This window comes from Bacillus sp. LLTC93 (assembly GCF_002993125.1).
Lineage (GTDB): Bacteria > Bacillota > Bacilli > Bacillales > Bacillaceae > Bacillus > Bacillus zhangzhouensis.
The window spans coordinates 59,446-79,590 of record NZ_PVME01000002.1; the positions used below are offsets into that span (position 1 = coordinate 59,446).

The 20,145-nt window shown below is 43.9% G+C and carries 31 protein-coding genes; 2 read left to right on the top strand and 29 right to left on the bottom strand.

Annotation, left to right across the window (positions count from 1 at the left end):
- Positions 1 to 40: 40 nt before the first annotated feature.
- From C6W18_RS05495 to C6W18_RS05520, 7 genes are all read right to left on the bottom strand, one after another.
- A complete protein-coding gene (locus tag C6W18_RS05495; protein WP_105926537.1) occupies positions 41 to 745 on the bottom strand; it encodes a hypothetical protein in 705 nt (234 codons plus the stop codon).
- Positions 746 to 1,180 carry a group I intron-associated PD-(D/E)XK endonuclease gene (locus C6W18_RS05500; RefSeq protein ID WP_105926539.1) on the bottom strand — a complete coding sequence of 145 codons (435 nt, stop codon included), beginning with the start codon at positions 1,178 to 1,180 and terminating at the stop codon, positions 746 to 748. It lies immediately after the preceding gene.
- A gap of 13 nt (positions 1,181 to 1,193) precedes the next feature.
- On the bottom strand, positions 1,194 to 1,946 hold the full coding sequence (locus C6W18_RS05505) for a single-stranded DNA-binding protein (protein WP_105926542.1): 753 nt from the start codon (positions 1,944 to 1,946) through the stop codon (positions 1,194 to 1,196).
- Between the two features lie 249 nt (positions 1,947 to 2,195).
- Positions 2,196 to 2,720: a hypothetical protein gene (locus C6W18_RS05510; RefSeq protein ID WP_105926544.1), complete on the bottom strand. Its 525-nt coding sequence runs from the start codon at positions 2,718 to 2,720 to the stop codon at positions 2,196 to 2,198.
- Entirely contained in the window at positions 2,717 to 2,860 is a 144-nt protein-coding gene (locus C6W18_RS20000) for a hypothetical protein (RefSeq protein ID WP_189318054.1), read from the bottom strand. Before C6W18_RS20000 ends, C6W18_RS05510 begins: the two co-directional genes overlap by 4 nt.
- A gap of 134 nt (positions 2,861 to 2,994) precedes the next feature.
- A complete protein-coding gene (locus C6W18_RS05515; RefSeq protein ID WP_105926546.1) occupies positions 2,995 to 3,525 on the bottom strand; it encodes a hypothetical protein in 531 nt (176 codons plus the stop codon).
- A gap of 281 nt (positions 3,526 to 3,806) precedes the next feature.
- The gene (locus C6W18_RS05520) at positions 3,807 to 4,994 is read right to left on the bottom strand and encodes an AimR family lysis-lysogeny pheromone receptor (protein ID WP_105926548.1); all 1,188 of its coding nucleotides are present in this window, start codon (positions 4,992 to 4,994) and stop codon (positions 3,807 to 3,809) included.
- Positions 4,995 to 5,123: 129 nt separating this feature from the next.
- On the opposite strand from C6W18_RS05520, the gene C6W18_RS05525 reads away from it, so the two are divergent.
- Together C6W18_RS05525 and C6W18_RS20570 are read left to right on the top strand one after the other, a co-directional pair.
- Complete coding sequence (locus tag C6W18_RS05525; RefSeq protein ID WP_074041833.1) at positions 5,124 to 5,342, top strand: hypothetical protein; 219 nt, start codon at positions 5,124 to 5,126, stop codon at positions 5,340 to 5,342.
- Positions 5,343 to 5,361: 19 nt separating this feature from the next.
- Positions 5,362 to 5,652 carry a helix-turn-helix domain-containing protein gene (locus C6W18_RS20570; RefSeq protein WP_105926550.1) on the top strand — a complete coding sequence of 97 codons (291 nt, stop codon included), beginning with the start codon at positions 5,362 to 5,364 and terminating at the stop codon, positions 5,650 to 5,652.
- Here C6W18_RS20570 and C6W18_RS05535 read toward each other — a convergent pair.
- From C6W18_RS05535 to C6W18_RS05645, 22 genes are all read right to left on the bottom strand, one after another.
- Complete coding sequence (locus tag C6W18_RS05535; protein WP_105926552.1) at positions 5,649 to 6,650, bottom strand: toprim domain-containing protein; 1,002 nt, start codon at positions 6,648 to 6,650, stop codon at positions 5,649 to 5,651. The two genes, C6W18_RS20570 and C6W18_RS05535, sit on opposite strands and share 4 nt — an antisense overlap.
- Positions 6,651 to 6,773: 123 nt before the next feature.
- A complete protein-coding gene (locus tag C6W18_RS05540) occupies positions 6,774 to 8,165 on the bottom strand; it encodes a DnaB-like helicase C-terminal domain-containing protein (protein WP_105926554.1) in 1,392 nt (463 codons plus the stop codon).
- A gap of 17 nt (positions 8,166 to 8,182) precedes the next feature.
- Positions 8,183 to 8,332: a hypothetical protein gene (locus C6W18_RS05545; RefSeq protein WP_189318055.1), complete on the bottom strand. Its 150-nt coding sequence runs from the start codon at positions 8,330 to 8,332 to the stop codon at positions 8,183 to 8,185.
- Between the two features lie 41 nt (positions 8,333 to 8,373).
- Positions 8,374 to 9,018, bottom strand: a complete 645-nt coding sequence (locus C6W18_RS05550; protein WP_105926559.1) for a hypothetical protein — start codon at positions 9,016 to 9,018, stop codon at positions 8,374 to 8,376.
- Positions 9,019 to 9,780 carry an ATP-binding protein gene (locus C6W18_RS05555; RefSeq protein WP_105926561.1) on the bottom strand — a complete coding sequence of 254 codons (762 nt, stop codon included), beginning with the start codon at positions 9,778 to 9,780 and terminating at the stop codon, positions 9,019 to 9,021.
- Positions 9,770 to 9,952: a hypothetical protein gene (locus C6W18_RS05560; protein WP_105926563.1), complete on the bottom strand. Its 183-nt coding sequence runs from the start codon at positions 9,950 to 9,952 to the stop codon at positions 9,770 to 9,772. Before C6W18_RS05560 ends, C6W18_RS05555 begins: the two co-directional genes overlap by 11 nt.
- Entirely contained in the window at positions 9,953 to 10,750 is a 798-nt protein-coding gene (locus C6W18_RS05565; protein WP_105926565.1) for a hypothetical protein, read from the bottom strand.
- A gap of 1 nt (position 10,751) precedes the next feature.
- A complete protein-coding gene (locus C6W18_RS05570) occupies positions 10,752 to 11,120 on the bottom strand; it encodes a hypothetical protein (RefSeq protein WP_105926567.1) in 369 nt (122 codons plus the stop codon).
- The gene (locus C6W18_RS05575; protein ID WP_105926569.1) at positions 11,104 to 11,502 is read right to left on the bottom strand and encodes a hypothetical protein; all 399 of its coding nucleotides are present in this window, start codon (positions 11,500 to 11,502) and stop codon (positions 11,104 to 11,106) included. Before C6W18_RS05575 ends, C6W18_RS05570 begins: the two co-directional genes overlap by 17 nt.
- Entirely contained in the window at positions 11,499 to 11,726 is a 228-nt protein-coding gene (locus C6W18_RS05580) for a hypothetical protein (protein ID WP_105926571.1), read from the bottom strand. Before C6W18_RS05580 ends, C6W18_RS05575 begins: the two co-directional genes overlap by 4 nt.
- Before the next feature lie 23 nt (positions 11,727 to 11,749).
- Entirely contained in the window at positions 11,750 to 12,085 is a 336-nt protein-coding gene (locus C6W18_RS05585) for a hypothetical protein (protein ID WP_105926573.1), read from the bottom strand.
- Between the two features lie 802 nt (positions 12,086 to 12,887).
- Positions 12,888 to 13,376 (bottom strand): hypothetical protein, encoded by a 489-nt coding sequence (locus C6W18_RS05595; RefSeq protein ID WP_105926577.1) that lies wholly within the window; start codon positions 13,374 to 13,376, stop codon positions 12,888 to 12,890.
- 12 nt (positions 13,377 to 13,388) lie between these two features.
- On the bottom strand, positions 13,389 to 14,258 hold the full coding sequence (locus C6W18_RS05600) for a hypothetical protein (protein WP_105926579.1): 870 nt from the start codon (positions 14,256 to 14,258) through the stop codon (positions 13,389 to 13,391).
- A 421-nt stretch (positions 14,259 to 14,679) separates the two neighbouring features.
- On the bottom strand, positions 14,680 to 15,126 hold the full coding sequence (locus tag C6W18_RS05605) for a biofilm-forming protein (protein ID WP_105926581.1): 447 nt from the start codon (positions 15,124 to 15,126) through the stop codon (positions 14,680 to 14,682).
- 122 nt (positions 15,127 to 15,248) lie between these two features.
- Positions 15,249 to 16,070, bottom strand: coding sequence for a peptidoglycan recognition protein family protein (locus C6W18_RS05610; RefSeq protein ID WP_105926583.1), 822 nt, complete (start codon positions 16,068 to 16,070; stop codon positions 15,249 to 15,251).
- A gap of 19 nt (positions 16,071 to 16,089) precedes the next feature.
- Entirely contained in the window at positions 16,090 to 16,353 is a 264-nt protein-coding gene (locus tag C6W18_RS05615; RefSeq protein ID WP_105926585.1) for a phage holin, read from the bottom strand.
- An 11-nt stretch (positions 16,354 to 16,364) separates the two neighbouring features.
- Positions 16,365 to 16,577, bottom strand: a complete 213-nt coding sequence (locus C6W18_RS05620; RefSeq protein ID WP_105926587.1) for a BhlA/UviB family holin-like peptide — start codon at positions 16,575 to 16,577, stop codon at positions 16,365 to 16,367.
- A 36-nt stretch (positions 16,578 to 16,613) separates the two neighbouring features.
- Positions 16,614 to 16,757 carry an XkdX family protein gene (locus C6W18_RS05625; protein WP_189318056.1) on the bottom strand — a complete coding sequence of 48 codons (144 nt, stop codon included), beginning with the start codon at positions 16,755 to 16,757 and terminating at the stop codon, positions 16,614 to 16,616.
- The gene (locus C6W18_RS05630) at positions 16,754 to 17,074 is read right to left on the bottom strand and encodes a hypothetical protein (protein WP_105926589.1); all 321 of its coding nucleotides are present in this window, start codon (positions 17,072 to 17,074) and stop codon (positions 16,754 to 16,756) included. The genes C6W18_RS05625 and C6W18_RS05630 overlap by 4 nt, the downstream gene beginning before the upstream one ends.
- A gap of 12 nt (positions 17,075 to 17,086) precedes the next feature.
- Positions 17,087 to 18,403, bottom strand: a complete 1,317-nt coding sequence (locus C6W18_RS05635) for a hypothetical protein (RefSeq protein ID WP_223251644.1) — start codon at positions 18,401 to 18,403, stop codon at positions 17,087 to 17,089.
- Between the two features lie 371 nt (positions 18,404 to 18,774).
- Positions 18,775 to 18,903, bottom strand: a complete 129-nt coding sequence (locus C6W18_RS05640; RefSeq protein ID WP_373465691.1) for a BhlA/UviB family holin-like peptide — start codon at positions 18,901 to 18,903, stop codon at positions 18,775 to 18,777.
- A 22-nt stretch (positions 18,904 to 18,925) separates the two neighbouring features.
- Positions 18,926 to 20,137, bottom strand: a complete 1,212-nt coding sequence (locus C6W18_RS05645) for a hypothetical protein (RefSeq protein ID WP_105926593.1) — start codon at positions 20,135 to 20,137, stop codon at positions 18,926 to 18,928.
- Positions 20,138 to 20,145: the final 8 nt, after the last annotated feature.

The window sequence follows — 20,145 nt, forward strand, 5'->3', positions numbered from 1 at the left end:
GGACTGGCCTTCGTTAATGGGCGCTTGGCAGGCGGCGCATTTAGCTGCGGTCAAAACGTGCCTCGACCGGAGTGATTAACGTGATTTTATTAGGCCATTCTCGGCAAATTCCGTACTGTTTCGTTAAACATCCGACTTTATCATCGTCAACCAAGCCCACCTCGCAAATCTCTCCGTCCTTTACATACGCAACAATATCGCCGACTTTATACTCGTCAACTTTGCGTCCGATACTCGCCCATTTTGTAGTACGCTGTGCTTTAGCTTCTTTAGCGGCTGTAATTTCGGCATCTGTTGCGGGGACTAACGTTTCCTCACGTACCCACAGCGCTTTTCTTCTTTTGGCAATTGGGCTAATCAGATAAGGCTCATCGTCTTCGGCATCGTCAGCAACCCAAACGATATCTCCCTCGTCAATCCCGTCTAAATCTTCTGCACCGGCCACCTTCGCATAATCACCGACTTTTAGGCGTACGTGCTTCTTGCGGAATGGAACGTAATCTACTCGGTAAAGTGCGTTTAGATCGCCACCATCGTCATAAAAATAAGTGTCTCCATCGCGATCAATCTCGTTGATTATATAAAACGCTCCGGCTGTTATATCGCAGCATCCTGCCTTAGACATTAATAAATCGCCGACCTTTGCGCCTCCCTCAACTCGTTCAAACTCCGCACCTTCATACGAAACTTTCGTGATTTCTCCGTCCACCATATCGAGCGTTTTTACGCCTTTTAATGCCGCCATTTATACCGCCTCCGCTTCGTTTTCTAGTGCCGCCAGGTATGCGCGGTCTAAGTTAAGTTTGAGTTCGTGCCATGCTCGGACGCCTTCGTTCTTACGCGGCATCCAATAATCCGTAATATTGCGACATTCGAACATATACGCTTTGGTCTCGTTGTCTTCGAGTAGTACACCGATAAAATAATCCGTATCAGCTTTCGTGTAAGCCTGACCGGTATTCTTGCGTCCGCTAACTGTCAAACAGCCGCGTTTTTCCCTGCGGTCACGAATCGTCTTAACCTGGATACGTTTGATTGCGCCCGTAACCGGCTCGGCAGCGAGAATATCGTACGGTTCCTCGGTTTCCGGCTTACTAACGCCTGACCAGCCGGCCGCCATTAAGGCAGCTCGAGCGATCAGTTCGGCGAATTTGCCGATCGTTTCTTCTTTGTGCGCCATCTATTCGTCCTCCTTAAAAGTCGAAGTTTTCTTCGGTTGGTAGTTCGTCTTCTGCCGGCTCTTGTTTCGGTAGCACGCTTTTGTCAATGCCGCCTGCCGCCTCGCTTAACAACGTGACAATATCGTCCTTTTCGCGGAAATTAGCGAGTTCTTCAAAGCCGAAGTCTGCCCCGATGAACGCCTTTGCAGCTTCGATTACATCGTCTTCTACGTCGCCTGATTCGAGCGAATACGTCTTATCGACTTGCTTAAAGAACGCCGCTTCCCCTACGATGGAGTATTCCGGATTCTTCGTCGCTTTCTGCATCGTCTTCTCGATCTTGTCGTAGTCAGCGATCAGGCTATCCGCGTGGAACTCCGCGATGTCAATGACACGGTACGTTTTATATTGCGGATCATAAACCGGAATCATGAAGAACATCTTACGTTTCGCGCCGGCTTTGCACGATAAGCACTCGTCTTTGCCTGCTCGCAGATAATTCGCTAATTCGGAAGCCTGCACGACTCCTTTTGGCGAGTGAGAGCACGTATGCTTGCGGAAATTGTGGTCGTAGCTGCGTCCATTATACGTCTTGTCTTCGTGTACAAAATAGATAAACCAATCGTCCGGAGACCCTAACAATACGAGAGTGCGTCCGTCTTTATTGATCTCGCCGTGTCTGCCGAGTTTTACATAACGCGTGACACCTTCCGGAAACTCGCTTTCTCCACTCGCTGCTTTGTCGCGTGCCTCTGATCGTTGTTTAAGAATGTCTCTAATGCTCATCCGATTACCTCCGTTAATTTGTTTTAGGGTTTGACCCTCGCAAAACACCGGTATCTGCGCCCGAGACGCCGCCAGCGCACGGCATAGCGACGCGACAGTTTTACTTAACGAACGCCCCGGTATTCTCCGAGCGTCGGCGGTCAGTTGCCGCCTTTATTCCGTCTCTCTTCACGAACAAGCGACCAGTACATGCCTCCGATAATAAAGGTCGAGATTGTGCCGACGAATGCGAAATACATTAGGAAATCGTCAAACATACGAAGCCACTCCTCTCGCATAGCGCGTTACCTTGCGCTTAATTTCGAGCGATTCGGTCGGTAATTCATCAACACGCATTTGAACGGCATTAATTCGAGCTTGTAGCGCCATTCTTTTAGCTTTCGAACGAGTACGTTTGAGTTCGTAGGCTAACCAACGCAGTTCTTCGTCTAATTCCTCCGCTAAGGATTCCGTTCTTCTTAGCGATTTATCTGCGTCCTCTTTTATAATTTCGTAGGCTTCAAAAATCAGACGCTTGGTGGCCGAATCGTGTCCAGCAGTACCCTTATAAACGGTGATGACTGCGTTGGAATCTAGCTCAAAGTGAATAATTACGCCATTACTCGCATACGTACGAGCTTCTCGACCGGATTTATCTACGGTTACTCCAAGATAACGAGCGTGTTCCATTTTCTGCGCGATCCAATTACACGCAACGTATTGATTATCGATGCCGAATCGGGTTTTAAGTCGCTGCTTTGCGTGGTGGGTTATGGTTATTTCGGAAGGTTTCATCCGACGCGCACCGCCTTGATCGTAGTCGGACGATAAAAGTCAGCTGGATCATCCTCGTGATATAACGCGCCTTCGTATTGTAATTCCGTTAATTTTTGGATGTTTACTACAGGTGGGAAATCGTTTGTAGGTTGTTTCATAGTACGTTAGCCTCCTTAATTTTTAGGTAAAACGTACTAGACGGAGGGTTGTTCGCATGGTGTTCGCTTGAAATTCGATTCTCAATCGATTATCATTAAAATACGTAGCGAAGCCCTCGTGCCTAGATACGTGATTATGCTGTTAGTTCGCGCTGGCAGTGTAAACGGAAACGTCGGATGAACTTGCGATGTGCTTCGAAATTTCCTCCTAAACGTTGCGTCAACAACGTGGAGATTTCGGTCATATTCGTACATCCTTCGCTCCAACATCTAAGTATTAATTCTTTGCGAAGATCGCCTTGCGTCAACAGGGCGGTCTTTTCTTTTAGTAAAACTTCGCCTTCGACGTCCGTCAAAACGTCTTGAGGCTCCCACGAGACATTACCGTCATCTCGCATTCCTTCTATAGATAAAGCCGCTTCTTTTCGTGAAGCCTTCAGATACTTATTTCGTTCCCTTACGATAATGCGCTGGATCAACGCTTTCTTATCGCGACCATTCCCTTCGTAGCGCTGAAGCCAGTAACCTATCGCTAGTAAGGTCCGCTGCTCGAACGACGTTTGGTCGGGGACTAAGTGTGCGATTCGTTGCGATTCTCTTTGAACATACGGAATCGCGCCATAATCTGCGGCCATCTGAAGTCTATTAAATTTTTGTTTATCCAAGTTTTTCTCCTCCCGTCCCTTACACTTATACAGTCGCATGCGGTCTGTTAGAATCGGGACATTTGATTTAAAATTTTTTATAATTTTTCTTCCATGTCCATATAGTACCAAAAACAACTATGTAATATTTGAAAGTTGAAAAACTTAAAAAAGATTTTGATTTTAAACTAGATTCTATTTTTAGACAAAAAAAAGAAGCCTAATGGCCTCGTTATCCTCCTGGACGAATGTCTGCTGTTTTGTACGGTTGCTCCGCTTCTAGAGCTCCGTCCGTTCCCTTGTTAAGCTGTACAGTTGATACCGCGATTGCTGAAATTAATAAAACACTCAATAAAATCTTCTTCAAAATAAAGCATCCCCTTTTTCGTGTAGTTGTAGTTTGAAAATGTATCAATTAGGTACTTAGGCACCCCAGCGTCTTTAAAATCTCTCATTACCAACGCTGAAAAGAAAAAGTCTGAATTGAAAAGAAATTGACGATGGCATTCGAATAGCCCTTCGACACTACCTTTTTTATATTTTTCGAGGTATATGTAAAAGTCGTCCGTTCTCTCTTCGTATATCACCTCCTTTAATTGATCTAATAATGCTGACAGTTTATCGGGGTCTTTTCTATTAACATACGCTTCTGCGAGTAGGTAGTTGTTTTTTGCGTTTGTAATAACGAAATCAACACCCGTTTTATAGGCGTACATATAACTCTCTTCAAATATAGACATCGCGTCTTTTTTGCCTTTTGACATCGCGATCATACCTAAGATGTAGTTCGCATCGGAAACGGATTTATTTGAGATGTTTCCATTCTTTATTATGGTTGCGTAGTGTTTGGCTGCGCCAAGATTATTTAACCGTAAGTATACAGGCGACATCAGCTCAGCGAATCGATGAACGTAGCACTCTTTTATGAATAGCTTCTTTTTATGGCCTAATGACTTGATGCTGTCTCCGATTGAAGGCGCCATCTCTAGGATCGAGTGAATCTTTCCCTTTCCATAATAACCATAACACATATAGATTGAAGATAATATTCGTAATTCTTTGTGCTTACTCTTTGAAAAAAGGCTCATTGTTTCGATCATATCATCAATACTAATTTCTGCATTAATGTAATTCAAGATAGTTTTATAAATTTGAACATGGTCCTCTAAACCAATTGTCTTTTTGTGGACATCGATTAATGAGTTTAATAAATTTGTATTTCTCGTAACTGCTGCGTACTCCATCATTTGTTTTAAGTAATCATTGTTATCAGTCTTTTGAATCGACAAACACCATTCGGAAATTTTTTTGTTTGAGTTGTTCGGAAAAAGGAAATGTGCGAGGATTACAAGTGCTCTAAAACTAATAGTTCCATTATTCCGGAAGTGCGTCATGGTTGATTTATCTGCGCGAATGATTTTTGCGATTTCGTTATACTTCAAATCATTGTCCTCAATCAAACTACATAATTCTCTTCTAATCGATTCCAAAAGCTCTGACCCCCTTCGTTTATTCTTGTCTTTTTATATGGGTTGAGTATAATTGAAGTATACAATATATGTTCGCGTACGTAAACATATTTTTTAATATTTTTCCAATAATTTATGGAGGTGTTCAAATTGGTCGATTTCTCTCCTCTTTTTGACACCCTGAAAGAACAGGGTAAATCAAAAAGTTATTTGCGCAATTTTATGTCTTCATCCACTCAGGCGAAGATAACGAAAGAGCCTGCGATGAACGGCGCTAACCTAGAGTTCCGTGTAATTGAACGGATTTGCCTCGAATTGGACGTGCCCATCGAAAAGGTTGTCCGTATTCTTCCAAATCCGCCCGAATGACCATTTAATCGGCGCGGTTATGTGGTATAATTTCCTTCGTAAAGCACGTAGCATTCGCTTTGCGGAGGTGTTTATCTCGCAGTATTCGGTCGTCGATTGCCGGATAAAGGAGCTGTGCTATAATCGCGGTTATTCACTTACTCAACTCGCAGAAATGGTCGGAATCTCAAAAACGCAGCTTTCCGATTATATAGCGCTTAGGAACGTCCCTAACGTTGAAATGGCGTATTCCATAGCGCGCTGCCTCGACTGCGCGGTCGAAGCCTTATATGATTGGCGTCCTTTATCCGGTAGCAACACGGAGGGTTAAGACAACCTCCGCCGACCGAAAGTTCGGATATTCCCGAACCTTACATTAATACTTACCGCCTCCGCACGATCAACAACACGCTTTAGAGCGTCCTCACCTTCCGCTATTAATAATTCATTCGCATCTTTGTATCCTTCCGTTATATAACCGTGCGCAAGCCTGACTTTGCCGCGCATCTTTAGCTCGACCTCCTTCCGTAATTTCTCACCGGCTTCGTCGTTGTCCGTTATTACCATTAAATATTCGATCGGCGACTGCGCAATTATGTCCGCCTTTTGGTCGGAAAATTTACTGCCGCCTGTCGCAATGCCACAAAAGCCCGCCGTACGCCACGAAAGCGCATCGATTTCAGCCTCGGAAAGCACCGCTACTTTGGCGCAATCAGCATATACGGTTTCTATTCCGTAGATTAATCCGCGGATAGGCCAGCCGCCTTTAGCGTACCAAAACGCTTTATTACGCGTTGATCTATATTTTACGTTCGCCAGGCGCTTGTTAGGCAGCCGCCAAGGTATCATGGCCGTTTGTCCGACTAAGCCTACGCCTGCTTCACGCTGTACGTCTTCGCTTATGCCGCGATTGGTTAAGTAAGCGCTGGGGCCGATTTTAACGTCCGCCAATAAAGACTCGGCTAGTGGCCGACTAGGCTCAACGATTTTCAAACGTGGAATGCGGAGTTTCAGGCGTGTATCACCTTCGCCAGTACCGTAGGTCTCGACGAGGTAAGAAGCCGTCTCTTCCTCGGTTTCTTCACGCAAGAATGCAAGCAGTTTAATGAATCCGCCACGTTCGCCCGTGCCGCTGTCTCCGAAATATCCGGCCTTGGCGGTCGCTGTGTCCTCGTAATAAACGTAAAAGCTAGGAGTACGATCATCGCGAAAAGGGCTTGCCGCCGTTAAACGGTCAGCGTGCCACGTTGGACGATCCCATTCAAAAAGTTCTAATTCTTCGCGTATGTCGACGTCTACAGCAACGCCATTGATCATAATTATCGACATGTATATACGAGCTCCTTTCGTTATATTACACTAAACCACTCGACATTGTAGTCGTAATTTGTCGAAAATATTCAGAATTATTTAGTGTAATTGTTGGTACATATTCCATTTAAAACCACACCTCTAGAAACCGTAGGCTTTTAACTCAATCTCTCCGGCTGCTACCTGCTTGATTAGTCCGACTTGTGGTAAATAAACGATCTCGACGACTTCATCCTCTCCTCCGTCACGTCCTTTATTTACGCCGATCAAACCGCGTCCTTCCTTTGCATTCGTATCAACCGGTATCAGCACCGCCGCATCTTCCAGTAAAGCCGACGTTTTCTTTACGTCCTTACGCTTCGGCAACTTAATTTCGCGATTACCGGCTTCGTCTTCGGTCGCGTCATCTTCTCCGGCTTGTGTTATTGCGAAAATAACCACGTCCATTGTACCGGCTAATCGGCGCATCTTTTTTGACGTATCGGCTGCCGCTCCGCCCGTCGTCTTATTCGAGTTGGACTCGTAATCTAAGTAATAGAACGGGTCGACCATCACGACGTCGGCGTTCGTTTGTTCAATGTCCGCTTTAAGGTCTTTTAGCGAACGTGTATCGAAGTCTTTGTCGTCAACGGCACGCACCGTAATAGACCCGGCTATTATCGTATTTAACGTCGCGATAAAGTCCATAAAGGCAGCCTCGAATTCTTCCGATAATTTGCCCTGGCGAACTGACCTCGAATCAAAGCCGGCTTCCATTTGCTGACCGTCAATTTCGGTTAAAGCGACGCCCTGATCCCCGGAAAGTGAAACGTAGATGCGAACGAGAACTTCGAACCACCCCATCTCCATCGACCATATGAGCGTATTTGCGCCTTGAATTGCGCAATTAATGACTTCTTCGAGTGTGATCGCCGACTTGCCGCGCCCCGACTTGCCGTAGACAACGTACATGTTCGAGCTGACGTAGCCTCCGATCGCCTTGTTAAGTGCCGGAAATTTACTGTCCCAAATACGGAATGACTCGCCAGCCTTTCGCTTTTCGTATTCATCTCGGAATTTATCCACGTCTCTCACGACGTTTGTCCCTACTGTTTTACGAACTCTTGTTCTTATTTTACTCTGTTCAGCGACCTCGGTCAACCATTCAAAAAATTCCTGCGGGTTCCCGCCTTCTTGGACGCGATTGAACCTTTGAACGAACTCGGAGTCTGCCGTCTTGACGCCGTTAGCTCCGTATTTATCATTAAATTTCGAAGCGAAATCGTTCATCGCTGCCGTTTCCTTCGCCTTCTGCGCTAGGTATTCAAACGTGGCATCGATACTGAATTCCGGCTGGAAGGTCGGCACCTCGGTCGCAACCATCTCGGCGGTCGGCGCTTGGTTTCCGTTCTTTTCCGCGTATGAACGGATGTATTCGAAGGCTGACCGTTCGCCATCCGTTTGGAAATCCTTGCGCGTTAGTCCGTACCGCAATAAAGCCGACGGGTCGTTCGCTTCGATTACTTTCGATAAAAGGCTAGTTCCGAAACTCATCGGCGTTCAGCTCCTTTCTAATAATTTAATCTCTCGACGTCTTCAAGAACTTTGTACAACGCTTCCTTCTCGCTGATCGTCGGGCTATCTTCTACCATTGCGTCCCACTTATCCCACGCCTCTGTCGCATCTTTCTCGAATGCTTCACGCTCAGCCATCTTAGTCACACGAACATATTCCGGTGTGCCGAACGTTAGATGTCCAATTTTCACGACTGTTCAACGCCTTTCAGTTTCGCCATCACTTCGTCCATTTTCGCCTTGAGCGACTCATCACCCGTCATTTCAAAGCTCGCCTTGTAACTATTGTAAGTATCGAGTAGAATGTCGACTCTTTCCGCCGCCTCTTTACGTTCTTGCTTACGCTTTTCCGCTTCAATCGCGCTTAACTGCCTCGGTGTCTTCGGCTGTTCTTTTGCCGCCATTTCCTCCGCCTCCGTTTCGTAGTTTATTAGATAAACGGTACTTCTTGCTGGCGGATAGTCTTCGAGGTTGAAGTCCGCCAAGAAATCTTCCGCAACAAGCGCGTTAGCTAATAACATCATGTCCGCCTCGAACGCTTCGAGCCATTCGCCATTGATCGCGTCATACAGGTCGTACTCAATAAAGTTAAAGACGGCCTCTTTCGACGTTTCCTCGATGTATCGGGCGCAATCAATGTAGAAGACGCGTCCTTTATAGCCTTCGACGGAAACTAGATCGCCAGTTTTATAGGCCGGTTCGTGGTCCGCAAATTCAAGCGCATCGAGTTTGTCGAGGATGGCGTATTTAGCCGGACTCTCTCCGTTAGCCAACGAATCCGCAACGAGTAGGTCACGTAAGTATTGAATTTCCGTTAATGATAGTCCGCTCATTTACAGTGGCCTCCTTTTTGATCCGCCCGCAAAGACGATTTCTCGGCATTGGTCGCCGATCCGGTCTGCCAGCCGCGCCTCTCCGAATACTTCCGGTAAGTCTTCCAATTTAATGTTCGACGTATAAACGGTCGGCATACGGTTCGTCACGCGGTAGTTGATTACGGTGTGTAAATCGCCGCGAAATCCGTCCGTTACGTCTCTCATGCCTATTTCGTCCAGCACTGCGAAAGGCGCCCGTTTTGCTGCTTCTAACGCGGCATAATAACGTTTTGCTGCCGGCTCTGCGATTGTGTCGGGTACTCGCGGTCTATTAAACTCGTTGTATTCGTTTTGCCACGCATTAACATCGAGAAAATAAGCCGGTCGCTGGTCGGGTTGGACGCCGCGCTTCAAAGCGCCGATGTAATGGACCGTTAAGTATTCGTTCAACAGAGCCGCCGCCGTAGTAGTTTTGCCGGTTCCTGATTTCGCGCTATATAAATATAGCGATTTAATGCGGTCGGCTTCTGCGTCAAATTGGCGGTCGAACGTCTCCGCATATACATCGGCCGCCTTATAAGCTCCGGCTTGATCGGCGCGTGCGGGTGAGTTTTTAAGCGTCACTAGGCGATAGTCCTCCGCCAAACCAGCCGCCCCTGACCGTCCACCTCCGCCATCTAAGCCGTGCAAGCCGAGGTATAGCTCGCAGTGTTTCGTACAATTAACGCCGCCGGCTTGGGCGCATTTGCTTGCGAGTAGGCATCGTGATTCATTCGTCATTCATAGCCACCTCCTTTCGGTCAATTCGTTTACGTAATGTTCGTTCGTGTTTGGAGCGCATCTTTTTATCTTCGCCTTTAACTCGAGGCTTCGGGAACATTCCGTCTCGAGTGAAATCGTATCCGCTAAAGTCCTTAAAAGTCTGCGTTTTAAGCCAGCGATGAAGAGTCAATTAAGCGCCTCCTTCCGTCCTCGAATCGTCAACTATCTTATAAACATCGCCAAGTACTCTCAATGTATTTAAACTTACGAACCGTTTGCCGATCGGCGGGAATTTAGCATCGTCACAGACGAAGAATTTCCCCGACTCTTTGTGATGTTCAACCACGTCACCTACACGTATTGCCGTCGGCTGCGGAACGTTTAGATACTCCGCGGGCACTTCGAGACCTAACGCACGTCTTAACGCAATAGCCTTTCCGATATGGGCGTTGAAGCAGTCGGTAGGAGCGCATTTGGCGATCCCTCTATCGCGAATATAGCCTTCTGCAAACGATTTGCGTAAAGCGACAACGGTTCTTTTTTCGGCATTTACGATAAAGTCGTGTCTATATCCGAGGTCTGTTGCGTACAGAGCCTCTATATCAACCTTCGCTCTCGCAACGATCACATCCCGTCTCTGTTGATCGGATTTATTCGTCGTAAGTTTATCAACTGCTTCCATTTGCGCATCAAAACGTCCTTGCAATTGACGGGTTCTTAACGCCTTCATTGCGTCCTCTACTAGCGCGATTATCTCGCCATAGTCCATTTCGTCTAGGTTCGGTGCTGGCGCTTGTTCTCCGACGATGACTTCGTATTCAAAGTGATAAATACCATAATCCTCCTCGCTAAGAACTCCGATAACGGAAGAACTATCTACCTTCAGTACATCTCCATTTTTATAACGACCTTCCCTCACGTGTTTATTCGTAATCAAAATGCGTTCGCCTACTTCCGCCTTACGTTTCTCCGTCTTATACTTCGTCATATCAAAACAACTCCCCGTAGTTTATTTGCGATTGTGCAGCCGCCCTTTGATCGTCTTCTTCCGTCTGTTGAGCCGTCTTCTGCTTTACGAGTAATGGCGGCAGGTGCCGATCTCGCATATACGAAAACATAAAGCCGAAGTTGCATCCTGGCCACTGAGCCGTCGGTTTCTTAGCCGCAAAGCATGCGTCAATAAAGTCTCGTACGATAGCCGCCCCATATTCGTCAACCATCGTCTTTAGGTTCCGCGCTTCCATGCCGCGATTATTGGCGACGTATTTAATGTCGTAGACTTCGAGGTGGCGGTCGTGCAGATAGACGATGAAGTCGCGTGCCGTCCATTTTTCGATAGGCTTAGTATCCGAAGCCATTCGCCTCCGCCTCCTCACGTCTGACGTTTACAAAATCTATCTCGATTCCGAGCATATCAAGCGTACGTCTGATCGCATCCATTTCCGTATAAATTTTAATTTCGTCAATACAGCCGGGAACATACCGTCTTTTAGCGGCCAATTTTTCGTAGTACTCCCGTACCTTTTGTTCCGGTGTCATTACGATTTCATATCCGTTGATTAACGCAGCTGCGAGTTCTATTAGCATAAGATCGCATAAAGAACCGCAGTCATTTCCGAGGGTCTTATCTGTACGCCCGATGTGATTCGTAGTATATAGGTGTAAAATGTCGCCCTCCTCGTAGCTCTTACGAAGAAACTCGATAGCTTCCGCTTGCTCTTTCGTGATTTCTGGCTTCATTTTAACGCCTCCTTCATTCGGTTTAATACGAATTTAACGTAATCCTTAACGTGTTCCGGCGCACTGATCGCGAGTAGATGTTCGGTCGCATTTCGATCGTCGAATTCTTCCGGCATCATTTCGCGAATGGATCCGAGATGCTGTACATACGTTTCATTCTCCGCAATAAGCGCCGCCATTGCCTGTCGTAATTCTGCGATTTCTTGATCCTTCGTTTTAGCCACGATTTAACCGCCTCCCAGCCGTTTTAGTTGTCGGTAGTATTAGTGCCCTCGATCGTCAGTGCCGCCGCTAATTCCGTGCGAAACTCACGCACCATTTGCGCAATCTCGGCGAGTGAAGCCGCATCCGAAGATTTAATCCGTCGGTTCATGACGTCCAAGACAGCGCGATCAACGGTCGGATGATACGAAACTTCTCGCCAGCGTTCGACCGGCGTCGGGTTGGCGTCAGGGTTCTCGGCTAGTCGCTTCGGCCAGCCCGGCGCTTTAGTCGGATCGGTGAAATAGCGCTCATTTACGATGATGTTGTGGACGTCAGATGTAAGGCGGTAGTCGGGAGATAGCGTAATGTTAATCGGCATGATTATCGGACTCCTTTTCGTTTATTAGTCGCAATACTTTGTCGCTTAAATCAGCTACCTTTAATTTTACGCCGTCTTTAAATTGCGCCTGAGAGCTCGGGTGTAGTTCGGTAAGTGCTTCGTATATAGTAACGAGTTCATGTTTCGTAAACATAACGCACCTCTTTTCGTTTGTTGTTTAAAACCGTAGCAATTCGTTCGCTTACGCTCACTCTTTGCATATAACCTTATCGCGATAGATATATCTTTTGAGTAATTATTTGCGCGAAAGTTTTTGATTGAGCGCTATTATTTATCTAGTTATTAATGGCTCTAGTTAAAAGATGGTTCTAGTTAGTGTAAAGCCGAGCCGTGTACGGATGGGCCGTATATGGCTAGACGATACACGGCGTTTATAATTCCTCCGTATCTCCGTCAAATATAGCAAGCTGACTGATTGGAAGTATCGTATAGCGAGCGTTCTCCCACCGCTGAGTCTTTCCTTCGCGTCCTTGTTTCTTAACGACGAGAGGGCGTCCCTGCCATCGGTATTCACATAGCGACTGTATCCGTTTATTTGCCGCAACTCGGCTTAAATTTAGTGCGTCCCCGATTTGATCCTGTGTCGGGTAGCATTCGCCGTCTGCGTTCATAAACGATGATAGTACGCAGAGCGTCTGCCAACGTTCGGGTCCGATATCCGCGATCAAGCCTTTCTTGACGGCATCGACGTACATCTTAACGAAGATACGCGTCTCAGACTTGCCGGACGTTAAGTTATATTCCGACTGAGTTTCTACGGAGACGAGCCGCTGATGTTCGTTCAAGACTTCGCCTCATATTTATCATAGATTTCATATGCGATTTCAACTATTCTCTGACCATAACCGTCTTTTACATAAGTACTTATCTTAGAAGACCCTCTATCCATACCTTTAGTTGTACTTCTTTTTACATTTCTAGGATCAACACCCGTTTCTTGACGAAGTTTCTCGTACAACTCACCCCAAATCTTTCTTCTACTGACCCCGAACAAGTTCTCAGCGCGAAGCATCACTTGCGAAATCTCATGGTGGAGAGCTTTCCCTGTCAATTTTGACGAACGACACAACCTTGCATCCGATTGCGGTTTATTTATAGAATTCTTGATGTCAACTAATGTTCGTTGTTTTTTCGGTTCGGGTAACGACACACCTTCTCCGCCTAGCAATTTTTCTGCGAAACGAGGAAACATTACTTTCGCAACATCTGCATACTCCTCACCGAAAACATAAGCTACTCCGCCATCTTTTACGTTTTTAATACTAATCATATTAATCGCCCCTTATCCGTTTATAATAATTGAATCTTCTTCATCTATTGATCGGTCAATCGAACGCATTAACGTTTGCATTGCGTGTATAGCCTTTTTGTATTCCTGCTTACCTTCGCTAATCATTCCGTTGAATTCTTGGACAAAATGCGTTAGATGCCCGTACTTCTCAACGAATTTACGAACATCCTCGGAGAACTCGTAAACCGTATAAGTGATTGCATCCCCGTTAGTCACGCGAGTTGTTCGTCCCTCATACATCGAGATTTCTCCGAACAGTTCTTTATAGCGTTCATTCTCGGCTACTATCTTCGGATCAGTCGTTTCGACTTCGATATATTCCGTCACTGTCTCCGTCTCAGCTTCTTCTGCGCGTTCGAGTTTGGCGCGCAATAGATCGGCTTCTTTCTCGGCCCGTTCACGATGCGATTCCGCTTCACTTACACGTGCCTCCGCCGCTTCTTTCTCCGCTAGTAGCTGCCGATATTCTTTCAGCGTCTTAACCTCACCGTCAAGAACCGCCTGTTTCGCCTGCCGTTTTGGTTCGGTTGACTCTGCGGATGGACGGGCGATTTCATACGTTAGCGAGACCGGAAGATCCTCGAGTAGGTTAGCTTGTTCATCACAATTTGTGCTAATCAAATCATAACGTTGGATTAACCTTAATACTTTCATGCGATCAATCCCTATATAGGAGCACCATTCTTGGAAGCACCCATATCCATTCATCGAAAGATGCTCCTGCGCTTCCTTAAGTTCGCGTCCTAGTTCTGTGTAAGCTCTTCCAACAATACTTCGCATGTTCATCTCTTTTTCTCGAAGGAAACCAATCGACTTAGCATCTAATTGCTCATACCTAAACTTATCAATTTTATTTTCCATAGTAGCCCTCCAACTCCATACCCCACTTCTACTTAATCATACGAACTGTATTTGAATACCGCGCAAAATTTCCGAATTATTTTCGCTTTCATAAGTACAGTCGCATGTGATCGATCAAAATCGGGACATTCGTTTTAAAATTTTTTGAAACGCCCCTAAAACGCAAAAACCCCCGCCTATTAAGACGAGGGTTCAGAGTAGCGCCGTATTTAGTTGCGGTGTAGCGTTCCTATGCGGTATAATGCGCTTAGAGACGATTGACTTATCGGTGACTTAACGTTGATATAGTTGACTTTACGGATGTCTTATCGGAGAAAAACAACGTAGAAATAACGTCGTGAAAGCTGGCAGCGTAGAGGTCAGCGGTTCGATCCCGCTATGCTCCATTATAAAAAGCCTATCCAATGATGGATAGGCTTTTTCATCTGTCTGGTGCTTGAATTTGATAACCAAAGACTCCTTTTATCTCAACATCCCCACAGCCTTCTTTTTTGGTCATTTTAATGCCATGAGGTCTATAAATGTACTGCCCACTTGATAAAATTCGGTCCGTTGCACTTAGATCATATTGATTACCTACGTACTCTTTGACTGATGACGGAAAATCCGTTCCTGATACGGATGTTCTGTAGAGTGTCACTTCTAAAGTACAACCCTCTGCATTTAGTATAGAAAATTGGTATCCATACGTAGATGGATATTGGTCAGGGTTATTTTGACCTCCAGATATCCACAGATATTTTTCCTGTTCCGTCATTATGAAGTCAACTTCTACTTCTCGATAAATGATCTTAGCTGCAACCTTTTCAATATTAAAATGAAACATGACAATGAAACAAAGAGACATCATTACACATATTCGTTTCATACAAACCCTCCTTTATTTCCCATTATTATACAACAAAATAAGAAGCATGAATGGTTTTATTTTACTTTTCAATAAAAGAGGACATTTACGAAAAGGAAGGGCTCGTCATTGATTCATTTGTTTTAACCTTCTATGACCTTACTTAACTTATCTTTTGTCTTTGGACCATATATGCCGTCTGGAGCTAACCCATGCATCATTTGAAATCGAGACACTGCATTTGCAGTCTTGGGGCCGTAGTATCCATCGATTCCATTGTTTTTCGCTCCCTTATCGGGATAGAAATAAATCGATGCTAAGGCTTGTTGTAATGCTTCTACGGCTGACCCTTTTGTTAGAGGCTTCGTCACTTTTAAAATACCTGAAGGCAAACTGTATATTTTTTTGATCTTGTTAGTTTTAGAGCTTGGTGTCGTTGACATGTTTTTGCTAGATGTTTCTTTAACAGGTTTGGACATTGTCATTTGACTTGTATGTGCAGATGCAAGACCAGCTTTGAAGTCATCCCATCGATTCAACAGCTTACGGGGACACTCCTTCCCGCTCCAATGCTTATGGGGCACCACATTTGATAAAGGAATCCTTAAATCACCCATCAGCTTTCGAATGAGCCATTGGGCGTTTTCAACTGCTTGTTCAAAGTTGCCGTCTGCATTTTCACAAATTTCAATTCCAATTGATTTCATATTGCCGGTTCCTCTGCCATCTCCTGCGTGCCAGCCATTTTCGTTTAACGGTAAATGCTGATAAATGACCTGATCGTCGACAGTGTAATGCCAACTGACGCCGGTACTTGAACGTGCAACAAACGCTGCATGACTCGCCGCATTCGCACCTTTTGCAGTGTTAGAGGTATTATGCACCGTAATATAGAGCGGCTTCATAACGTTTCCTGGCCTGTTGCGATTGTGTTTTGGGATGTAGGCTTGAATGATTTTTACCATATTGTTTCTCCTTCAAGTATTATTTTGTTAACCCTCTTTGTTTCAAGGCATCTTTTTGCAGCTGTCCTTTGTAGGTCACATAATTGTTTTTAAACCAAGCAATCATCGCTGTGACCATGGTGAAAATCGTGGAACCTGCAATATAAAGTGCCTCTCCTGCGGTTTGCACTTGCTCCTCACTAATCGGCAAAACTGTTTGCCCAAACATCACAAGTGTTTGGTTGATGAGTGCAATAAAAAGAAGCACTGTGCGAATCACAGTGCCTTTGTCGAATGTTTTCATGATTTTTCCTCCTATTTTAAATTCCGTTCAATTTTATCGAGTTTGTCGATGACGACGTCATATTTCTCACTAAACTTCGCTAACACTTCATTTTGCGCCTCGATTTGCTCATTGAGTTTATTTTCTCTTTCTCTTGTTGTGTTGAGAACATAAAACAGAATCCAGCAAAAGAGAACGGCAAATGGGCCTTGTGTCATTAAGTTTTGGACGACATCTACTTCCATTGGAATCACCTTCTTTCCGGCAAAAAAATAAAGCCATTAGGCTTCGTATTTGTTTCCTGTTATTTCTTGATAGTCATCTGCCGAGATCCAGCCAATGCTTACATAAAATGCAATGTCCTCTGGGCCGTAACACTGCCAGTCCCAGAATTGTTTGATATCTGCTACAGTTGGAAACATCATTCTGATTCAGCTCCTTTGAACATAGCCAGTAGATGCGTTAATTGTTTCGACAATAAAGCATTTTGTTTCTTTAATAGTTCTATATCACTTGGCGGGAGAGGAGATGGTTTTAGGCTATCTATATACTCCTGTGTCGCTGATTCATACCATTGCTGTTTTTCCACATTAAATGCTGCTTTATAAAAAGAAGGGTTATTGGGTGGAGCAATTGTTGTACATTGCTCTGGAATGATATAATTTCCTTCATCATCCCTCTCAAACACTTCTATAGGTCTGACCAATTCATATTGATGATTGTATTCATAGGCTTGTATCATACTATCACTTCCTTAATTTAATGGGACGACCGTGTCTAAATAGTAGCCAGTTACGGCACTTTCATTCGCTGCCAGTAAACCAGTTAGCTTTAGCTCTCCTGTCTTATATATAAGTAATTTACTATGACCCGTTGTCCCTGATACTGGAACTGATACTACTAGGCCTTTATCTGGTAAGCCAGTACTTGGAATACTTCCACATATAACTTCTCGATTTGCTTTTAGGTGACCTCTCAATAATAATAAATTTCCCCATCTAGTATATTCAACTGGTCTATCTCCAATAGAAGAACCGCTGCCTAAGGTAACATTTAGCCACTTAACATTTTCAAAATCAGCATCAGTTACTATTTTTTTCCACCCTTTAAAGACACCGTCAGTATGAACTGTACCAAACCAATGAGTGTTGTCATAACTTCTAATGACATGAATGCTCTTTCTACCATTTACAGTTTCTAAGATATCGATATTAAACCAAGAAGAATCATTATCAACAGGCATATTTAAAACATTAGATCCTACAGCAAAGTAAAATCCTGATGGCAACGTTAAAATATCAGTACCTATTGACATTGAAAGTCTTAAACCCTTTGAATTTAATAGATTATGGTCATTAAGGCGTTTCCAACCGCTCCACTCTTGTTGTGTACCTGTTACATCAGTTGTTGAACGGTTAATATAGACATCTCCTGTATTGTTTGCACCGATGACCCAGCCATAGGTATTTTCACTAAAGACAGACAAAGCCCTCATGGAACTTCTTGTTGGAAGATCTGGATGTGCTTCATGAATGTACCAGGAGTGAACTCCCGGCAATTTTATCAGCTTATCTAAAATGCTAGGATCATCTGCATTAATTCTTTCATATGCTTTTCCATCGTCAGCCGTGATTTTAGACAATTGTCCTGCATCCCATTTGTTTTTTTCATTTTGAGTTGGCATTTGCACCCAATTGATTGCAATATCTTTTACATAATAAGAAAAACAAAATGTATTTCCTAATGTGTCAATTGCGATTCCTACACCAATATTGTTTTGTCCTACAAGCTGGAAGCCCCTTAATGCAGCGTTACCAATAGCAGGAGAATCGACTACTCCAACACCACCTGGGGCATAGAATGAGCAGGCACCTAGCCCTTTAATTTCCTCATAAATACTGCCGCCTGGAGGAATACTGACCAAATGCGAGCCGTTATCATTTGTCAGTTTATATAGCTGGGATTCATTCCACTTCTTCTTTTCTGAACCAGATACGTGAGGAATTGCATCTCCCGTATGTAGGTTGAATTGTTCTAATAGTTCCTGGTCATTTTCAATCAAAATCTTCACTAGATCGTTAAAGAGATCTGCATGAGCTTTATCGCTCGTCTGAAAAGGTTGAGGTGTTTTTATGATTTATTTCTCCTTTCAAAAAACATTATTATTTAGGCGATGTTATGATAAAATCAGCTATTTCACTTCGTTCTAAATCGGAAACCAAACGTGATAAATTCATTAGGATTAAGATCATTAGAACAATCTTGAACACAAACTTTCCCATCTGTCCCGATTGCGGTTCTATAAATTTGTGGTGTATTGCTCTTGACCCACTCCAATAAAGTGAGTCGATTTTTATGAACCTGTACCCTTTCTACAATGTAAAAACAACAGATTTAAACCCAATCTTTCCCCCGCAATTAAACCAATTATTTCAACAACATCTATTGTGCATTGAACTTATGTTCTCGTTTCTTTGTTGTATTGAGCACATAAAACAGAATACAAAAGAGAACGGCAAATGAGCCTTGTGTCATTAAGTTTTGAACGACATCTTCCTCCGATTTGCTCACACACTTTCTTTTTCAAATGTCCCTATCTTAGCTGCGACAAGGTGACATAAGCTCTATTTACCGTAATTGTTCTGCCAGTGTTTTTGGGTGTAATATAAAATGTTAACTTATCTCCCTCTTTAAACTTTTGTTGAAGATACAATACACATATACTTGATGAGATGACAGGATTCCAATTTCCTAAACGTTGAAATTCTGCCCCATTCACATAGCATGACAAAATACTATCTGATCCAACAGTAATGTTATTGCTATTAAGATAAAGTCTAATCAAATACAGACCATTATTTTTCAACGTGATTTCAGACCGTGAACGATTATATTCTCCTAAATCATCTGACCTTGTTTCACCGAAATTCAGCTTTGTTGGAACATTTTCAGCAGCTGAAACGGAGGAATTATCAAGATCATACGTGTCAACAAAAGAAGTATTATCCATATCCTCCTTTGTTAAAACACGTTTCCAGCCTTGCCATCCCAAATTTAAGTCAAGATAGTTTGTATACATGTAATTGTTATAATCTATTGCCATGATCCATCCAAATGTCCCTTTTCCATTGCTATCTTGAGAAGTAAAATGATACATACCCCTACACGATCTTGTTGTTGGGGTGTTTAATGCTTTACCTGTGACATAAAATGTACCATGCCTTGGACCTAAAGAAACAACCTTTTCAAGTAAATCTTCACCATCAAAAATAGATATCATCACCCCTCCATTATCTGAGGTGATCTTAGATAGTTGTCCATCATTCCATTTGTTTCTTTCAGTATTCGATGGGAGCTTTGTCCAGTTAATAGCGGTATGTGCAGCATTATAGTAAAAACTATAAGCATTACCTGCAATATCTACAGCAAAACCAGTACCAATGTTATCTTGACCTACTGTCTGTAATCCTCTCAATGAAATATTTGCTGGGGTTGGGGAATCTTCGACTTCAGAAGCTGCATAAAATGTACACGTTCCTTTATCTTTTATCGCATCAAATATTCTTCCGCCGGCTGGCACATTGATGAGCTGGCTTCCACTATCAGCTGTGATCTTATAACTCTGGGAATCATTCCATTTCTTCTTTTCTGTTTCAGATGCATGTGCTCTCGCATCATTTGTATGTTTTAAGAGCTGTTCTAATAATCCAGTATCATTTTCAAGTAGAACTTTGACCATGTCATTGAACAAATCGGCATGCGCTTTATCATTCACCTCAAAAGGTATTGGTTCTTTTATTTCCATTATTGTTT